We start from the raw sequence: 6,660 nt of genomic DNA on the forward strand, positions 1-6,660 counted from the left end.
GAACAAGGCCGTTGGCGAGAAGCGCCGCAGCAATGCGGTCAACGCTGCCGGCGGGCGTAATCATCCCTTCTTGTCCGGATCGGAGAACGCGCTCCGCCAGACTTCCTTGTGGATGATGTTGGCGACTTTAGCCCCGCCTGACTCGGGCTCCTTTCAAGTGAAGGCGTCGGGCATCGACCCCTTCTTCTTGGCGATGAAGTCCTTCAACGCTTCGTCGATGCTCGGATCGAGATGCGGCGCCTCATAGCTTTCCAGCCAGCGGCGCGCGAGTTCGTTGGCGCGCTGCGGCGCTGTCTTCTCGCCTTCGGCCAGCCACTGCTCGTAGGAATTGTTGTCGGCGATGTTGGAGCGGTAGAAGGCGGTCTGGAAATTGGCCTGGGTGTGGTCGCAGCCGAGATAGTGGCTGCCCGGCCCGACCTGGCGGATGGCGTCCATCGCCTGGCCGTTTTCCGACAGGTCGACGCCTTCGGAGAATTTCTGCGTCATGCCGAGCTGGTCGATGTCCATCATGAACTTTTCGTAGCAGGAGGCCAGCCCGCCCTCGAGCCAGCCGGCCGAGTGCAGCACGAAATTGGTGCCGGCCAGGATGGTCGAGTTCAGCGTGTTGGCGCTTTCATAAGCCGCTTGTGCATCCGGAACCTTGGACGCGCAGAGCGAGCCGCCGGTGCGGAACGGCAGGCCGAGACGGCGCGCCAGCTGTGCGGCGCCATAAGACACCAGCGACGGCTCCGGCGTGCCGAAGGTCGGCGCCCCGGACTGCATCGAGATCGACGAGGCGAAGGTGCCGAACAGCACCGGCGCGCCTGGCCGGATGAGCTGCGTGAACGACGCGCCGGCCAGCACTTCGGCCAGAACCTGCGTCAGCGTGCCGGCAACCGTCACCGGGCTCATCGCGCCGGCGAGGATGAACGGCGTGACGATGCAGGCCTGGTTGTGGCGCGCATAGACCTTCAGCGCACCGAGCATGGTCTCGTCGAACACCATCGGCGAGTTGGCGTTGATCAGGCTGGTCAGCACCGTGTTGTTCTCGACGAAATCGTCGCCGAACACGATCTTGGCCATGGCGACGGTGTCCTCGGCGCGTTCCGGCGCGGTCACCGAGCCCATGAACGGCTTATCGGAATATTTGATGTGGCTGTAGATCATGTCGAGGTGGCGCTTGTTGACCGGCACATCGACCGGCTCGCATACCGTGCCGCCCGAATGGTGGATCGACGGCGCCATATAGGCGAGCTTAACGAAATTCTGGAAATCCTCGATCGTCGCGTAGCGCCTGACACCGTCGAGGTCACGCACGAAGGGCGGGCCATAGACCGGCGCGAACACGGTGGCATTGCCACCGATCTGCACCGAACGCTCGGAATTGCGGGCGTGCTGGGTGTAGACGGACGGTGCGGTCTTGAGCAGCGAACGGCACAGCCCCTTCGGGAAATGCACGCGCTCGCCCTTGACGTCGGCGCCGGCCTCTTTCCACAGTTGCAGCGCTTCTGCATCGTCGCGGAAGATGATGCCGATCTCCTCGAGCACCGTGTCGGTGTTCTTCTCGATCAGCGCCAGGCCTTCCTCGTCCAGCACCTCGTAAACGTTGATCTTGCGCTTGATGTAGGTGAGCTGCGTGCCCGGGCCTCCGCCCGAACGCGCGGCCCGCCGGGCAGCAGCCCCGCCGCTGGCGCCGCGCCCACGTCGCGCGTTTGACGCTTCCTGATCGACTGCCGCGTGTTCGCTCATGGTGTTCTTCCCTGAATCTGTTCTTGTCTGGAATCCATAGCGGCTGCTCTCGCCGCTTCTTGCCAGATCGTAGCCATGCACCCTATTCGAAACGGCCCGCCAGCGCCAACGCCTGTCGCAAAATCGACAAGAATTCCAAGAGAGTTACGGTCGCTTTCCTTTTGCGGGAAGTCGCAAATCAGCTATGGATACATGCCCTCAGCGGGTTAGGTATGAACGCGAAGATATGTGCCTTGCGACATGGTCGCGATGCCGGCAGGAGCTCGATACAAATGTCCGACGACGAGATCATCCTTTCCGAACTTTCCGACGACGAGTTGGTGCAGCAGATGCACGACGATCTCTATGACGGGCTGAAGGAAGAGATCGAAGAAGGCACCAACATCCTGCTCGAGCGCGGCTGGGCGCCTTACAAGGTGCTGACCGAGGCGCTGGTCGAAGGCATGCGCATCGTCGGCGAGGATTTTCGCGACGGCATCCTGTTCGTGCCGGAAGTGCTGCTTTCCGCCAATGCGATGAAGGCGGGCATGTTCATCCTGCGCCCGCTGCTCGCCGCCACCGGCGCGCCCAAGCAAGGCAAGATGGTCATCGGCACCGTCAAGGGCGACATCCACGATATCGGCAAGAACCTTGTCGGCATGATGATGGAGGGCGCTGGCTTCGACGTCATCGATCTCGGCATCAACAATGCGGTCGAGAAATATCTCGATGCGATCGAACAGCACCAGCCCGACATCATCGGCATGTCGGCCCTGCTGACCACGACCATGCCCTATATGAAGGTCGTCATCGATACGATGAAGGAAAAAGGCATCCGCGACGATTATGTCGTGCTGGTCGGCGGCGCACCGCTGAACGAGGAATTCGGCAAGGCCGTCGGCGCCGATGCCTATTGCCGCGACGCGGCGGTGGCGGTCGAGACCGCGAAGGACTTCATGAAGCGCAAGCACAATGTGCGCGCTTCGGCCTGATTGGCCCATTCGGCCCGGACGACAGGAGAAGCCGCGCCCTTGCAGCGCGGCTTTTTTGTTACCAGATGATGAGGTGGCCGCGTGCGGATCAGGGCTTGGTGACGGTGTCCTCGACCGCCTTGGCCGTCGATTTGACATCCCTGCCGACGCCACGGACGGTGTTCGCGCAGGCCGCAAGGGCCAAGGCGCAGGCCAGGATGGCAATCGGCGTGATGCGTAGCAGTTTCATGGACGGTGTCTCCCTCAACAGATAAATTAGCGCCACAACAACGAAGGCCGCTCGACTGGTTCCATGGCCAAGACGCAAAAAACGAAACCGAATCAAGACGACAGGCTGCTCGTCATCGCCTGCGGGATGATTGCGCGCGAAGTTCTGGCCGTCAAGGAACAGCTCGGGCTGGATCACCTCGACCTGACCTGCCTGCCGGCGGAATTCCATTTCTACCCGGACCGCATCGCACCGGCCATGGACAAGGCGATCGAGAAAGCCAAGACGGAAGGCTACAGCAACATCTTCGTCGGCTATGCCGATTGCGGCACCGGCGGTCTGCTCGACCGCATCTGCGAGAAGCATGGCGTCGAGCGCATGGCCGGCCCGCATTGCTTCGCCTTCTACCAGGGCATGGAGGCCTATGCGAAAGTCGCAGACGACGACATGATGTCGTTCTACATGACCGACTTCCTCTGCCGGCAGTTCGACGCTTTCTTCATGAAACCGCTCGGCCTCGACAAGCACCCGGAGTTGATCAAGGACTATTTCGGCAATTATGAGAAGCTGATCTACCTCGCCCAGACCAACGATCCGGAACTCGACAAGGTCGCCGAAAAAGCCGCCAGAATGCTCGGTCTCGTCTATGAACGCCGCGCCACCGGTTATGGCGACCTGACGGCCGGGATGGCGCAGGCGGCTGCAGGCGCCTGAAGCAATTCTTGCCCCGCGATGACTCAAGGCTAGATGACAGGCCGCCGTGGACGGGTAAGGTGTGCGCCACAAGCAAACAGACTGCCAGCCATGGAAACGCACTGATGACCCCTCGCCTCTTGATAGCTGCACTCGGCCTCCTCTGTTTGGCCCTGCCCGCCCATGCCGACGGCGAGATACAGAAACTCATCACCCCGGCCGACAAGACGCGGCTCGACAAATATGGCGAGACCCGCAAGGCAGCCCTTGCCGAGGCGAAGACAGGCAACCCGGCCGAGGTCAAGCAACTCGATGCCCTGTTGGCAAAGCCGCTGGTGGCCTTTTCCGACAAGGACCTGACCGGCAACTGGCAGTGCCGCACCATCAAGGCCGGCGGACCTTTGCCGCTCGTCATCTATGGCTGGTTCAAGTGCAAGGTGACCGATGACGGTTCCGGCTGGCGGCTGGAGAAGATCAGCGGCTCGCAGCGCACCAGGGGCCGTTTCTTCGACGATGGCGAGAAACGCGCGATCTATCTCGGCTCCTTCTATGTCAACAGCGATCCGGCAAAGCCCTATGGCAGCGGTCCGCAAACCGACCAGGTCGGCTACGCCTTCCGCAACAGCGCCAAGGAATGGCGCATCGAATTTCCGGCGCCCTACTATGAATCGAAGCTCGATATCATCGAATTCAAGCGCTGACTGTGTATCGAAGAGCTGATCACCAAGGATTAACCCGGACACCCTAGCATCCCGTCTATTGTCGAGAACGGTTGCTTGGAGGGGACAAGATCCATGGCAGCATCAGAATCCAATACGCGTCCGATCGTGGTCGTCACCGGAGGCGGCCAGCATGTCTGGGCTATGATCAATGCAATCGCCGACCGCGTAGGTCCTGTCAGCGTCGTCCTCGAAACGCCTGAATCCAAAAAGCAATTGCTGCGTGGCCGGGCTCGCCGCCAAGGCTGGATCTCCGCCATCGGCCAGCTTGGCACGATGGTACTGAGTAGGTTGGGCAAGCGATTCCTGGCCGGCCATAGCGCGCGACTGATTGCCGAGGAGAAGCTGGAGGTTGAGCCGCGACCAGGCCAGGAGATCATCCAGGTAGCCTCGGCCAATGGGCTTGAGTGCCTGCAGGCGATCCAGAAGATCCGGCCAGGCGTTGTGCTGCTCAACGGTTGCCGACTAATCTCGGCTGAGATGCTGAGCAAAATGCCCTGCCCGGTGCTCAACTACCATGCGGGCATCACGCCGAAATATCGCGGCATGAATGGCGGCTATTGGGCTCTGGTATCAGGCGATGCGGAGAATTTCGGCACGACTGTCCACCTCGTCGACGCTGGCGTCGACACTGGTGGCGTGCTGAAGCAGGCGCGCGGCAGATCGAAAAAAGGCGACACCATCTCAAGTCACGCGCTACGCCAGACGGCGTTCTCGCGCGACATCTGCGTCGAGGCTGTCAGCGATGCACTGGCTGGAAAACTCACGACGATCGATCCCGGCCTGCCTTCGAAACTCTGGTATCATCCGACGATCTGGTTCTACGTCTGGACGGGCCTCAGAACTGGCATCTGGTAGCGCGTTTTTCGTCCTGGACGGCATACTGCGCGCCAGCGTTTCCGACGCGCTGGACCGGGCGCCGGCACACGCCGCAAACGAATAAACCCACCTTTCATTTTACGACATCGAAATGCGTCGCTTTTGAATGCGCGCGCGTCGTCCCATAACAAGCGGCACCACTGCGCTTGCGGCAATGCTCGATAGTTCGAGGAGTGAGAATTCATGGCCGATCTGATCGTCGTCTACTGGCGCGACATCCCTGCCCAGGTGATCGTCAAGAAGGGCCGGCAGAACGCCAAGCGCGAACTGCCGCTGCGCTTTACCGAGGCGATCGACATGTGCGCCATGCGCACCGGCGCCGGCGGTACAGACGACTATCTGGCCGAATGGCGCAAAGCCGATCCCATTCCGGTCGGCGACGACCTCGAAGCCGAAGTCGAGAAGGCATTCAACGACATCGACACGAGATATGACCGCGAGCGGCTGGTCGCTCTGGTCAAGGCGGGCGGCAAAGAAAATGTCTGAAACCATTCCTGCCAAGGAGAGGCCGGCTGTTACCCAGGCCACTCTGGTCAAGAAGGCAGCGCCGAAATCCGACTACAAGCCGGCCGACGTATCGCCGCAGCGGCGCGTGCAGCGTTCCTTCGCGGTCAGATTATGGTCTGTGCGGCACTCGCGATTACTCGAATGGTTCTACGCCAAATTCGCCGACATGTTCCTGCTCCTCCATCCCTTATGGAAAGGCATAGGCTATGGCCGTGTCGAAGGGCCGATCAAATTTGTCGAGAAGCGCGTCAAGGGCTTCATGTTCGACTGCCGCATGTGCGGCCAGTGCATCTTGTCCTCGACAGGCATGTCGTGTCCGATGAACTGCCCCAAGCAATTGCGCAACGGCCCTTGCGGCGGTGTCCGCGCCAACGGCAATTGCGAGGTCGAGCCCGATATGCCCTGCGTCTGGGTCAAGGCCTGGGAAGGCTCGCAGAACATGGTGCACAGCGACAGAATCCTGACCGTGCAGAAGCCGGTTGACCAGTCGCTGCGTGAAACCTCGGCCTGGCTGCGGGTGACCGCTCAGGCGGCCACCGCGCGCGAAGCCGCCGCTGCCGCCAAGAATGAGGCGGCCAGCACCGGGGCGTCGGCATGATCGGCCGCCAGCGCGACGAAAACCCGGCCGGCATCCACCTGCCGCTCGAACCCCTGCCCGGCCACACCTCGCGCGGTCGGCTGGAGCGCGTACTGCGGCGCGGCGAGTTCGCTGTGACGACGGAACTCAACCCGCCCGACAGCGCCGATCCGGAAGACGTCTACAACAGGGCGAAAATCTTCGACGGCTGGGTCGACGCCATCAACGCCGTCGATGCATCGGGCGCCAACTGCCACATGTCCTCGGTCGGCATCTGCGCACTTTTGACCCGCATGGGCTATGCGCCGATCATGCAGATCGCCTGCCGCGACAAGAACCGCATCGCCATCCAGGGCGACGTGCTGGGCGGGGCTGCGA

General features: G+C 61.7%; 8 protein-coding genes and 1 pseudogene. 7 read left to right on the forward strand and 2 right to left on the reverse strand.

The window, feature by feature from the left end; translation table 11 throughout:
* Window positions 1-153 precede the first annotated feature (153 nt).
* On the reverse strand, window positions 154-1,728 hold the full coding sequence (locus tag EN914_RS18970; RefSeq protein WP_024501311.1) for a trimethylamine methyltransferase family protein: 1,575 nt from the start codon (window positions 1,726-1,728) through the stop codon (window positions 154-156).
* 272 nt (window positions 1,729-2,000) lie between these two features.
* On the opposite strand from EN914_RS18970, the gene EN914_RS18975 reads away from it, so the two are divergent.
* Complete coding sequence (locus EN914_RS18975; protein WP_013531175.1) at window positions 2,001-2,699, forward strand: cobalamin-binding protein; 699 nt, start codon at window positions 2,001-2,003, stop codon at window positions 2,697-2,699.
* A gap of 88 nt (window positions 2,700-2,787) precedes the next feature.
* Here EN914_RS18975 and EN914_RS40145 read toward each other — a convergent pair whose 3' ends face one another.
* Window positions 2,788-2,928, reverse strand: coding sequence for an entericidin A/B family lipoprotein (locus tag EN914_RS40145; RefSeq protein WP_013531174.1), 141 nt, complete (start codon window positions 2,926-2,928; stop codon window positions 2,788-2,790).
* A 63-nt stretch (window positions 2,929-2,991) separates the two neighbouring features.
* Here EN914_RS40145 and EN914_RS18985 point away from each other — a divergent pair, with 63 nt between their 5' ends.
* The 6 genes and pseudogenes from EN914_RS18985 to EN914_RS19010 all read left to right on the forward strand — a co-directional run.
* On the forward strand, window positions 2,992-3,621 hold the full coding sequence (locus EN914_RS18985; protein ID WP_013531173.1) for a DUF1638 domain-containing protein: 630 nt from the start codon (window positions 2,992-2,994) through the stop codon (window positions 3,619-3,621).
* 104 nt (window positions 3,622-3,725) lie between these two features.
* The gene (locus tag EN914_RS18990; protein ID WP_013531172.1) at window positions 3,726-4,301 is read left to right on the forward strand and encodes a DUF4893 domain-containing protein; all 576 of its coding nucleotides are present in this window, start codon (window positions 3,726-3,728) and stop codon (window positions 4,299-4,301) included.
* A gap of 93 nt (window positions 4,302-4,394) precedes the next feature.
* Entirely contained in the window at window positions 4,395-5,177 is a 783-nt protein-coding gene (locus EN914_RS18995; protein ID WP_024501312.1) for a formyl transferase, read from the forward strand.
* Between the two features lie 204 nt (window positions 5,178-5,381).
* Window positions 5,382-5,684, forward strand: coding sequence for a virulence factor (locus EN914_RS19000; protein ID WP_013531170.1), 303 nt, complete (start codon window positions 5,382-5,384; stop codon window positions 5,682-5,684).
* A complete protein-coding gene (locus tag EN914_RS19005) occupies window positions 5,677-6,303 on the forward strand; it encodes a methylenetetrahydrofolate reductase C-terminal domain-containing protein (RefSeq protein WP_013531169.1) in 627 nt (208 codons plus the stop codon). Before EN914_RS19000 ends, EN914_RS19005 begins: the two co-directional genes overlap by 8 nt.
* Window positions 6,300-6,660 (forward strand): annotated as a pseudogene (locus tag EN914_RS19010) (methylenetetrahydrofolate reductase); the annotation flags it as partial. The gene EN914_RS19005 and the pseudogene EN914_RS19010, both read left to right, overlap by 4 nt.

It is taken from the genome of Mesorhizobium sp. M7A.F.Ca.CA.001.08.2.1 (assembly GCF_003998455.1).
GTDB lineage: Bacteria > Pseudomonadota > Alphaproteobacteria > Rhizobiales > Rhizobiaceae > Mesorhizobium > Mesorhizobium ciceri.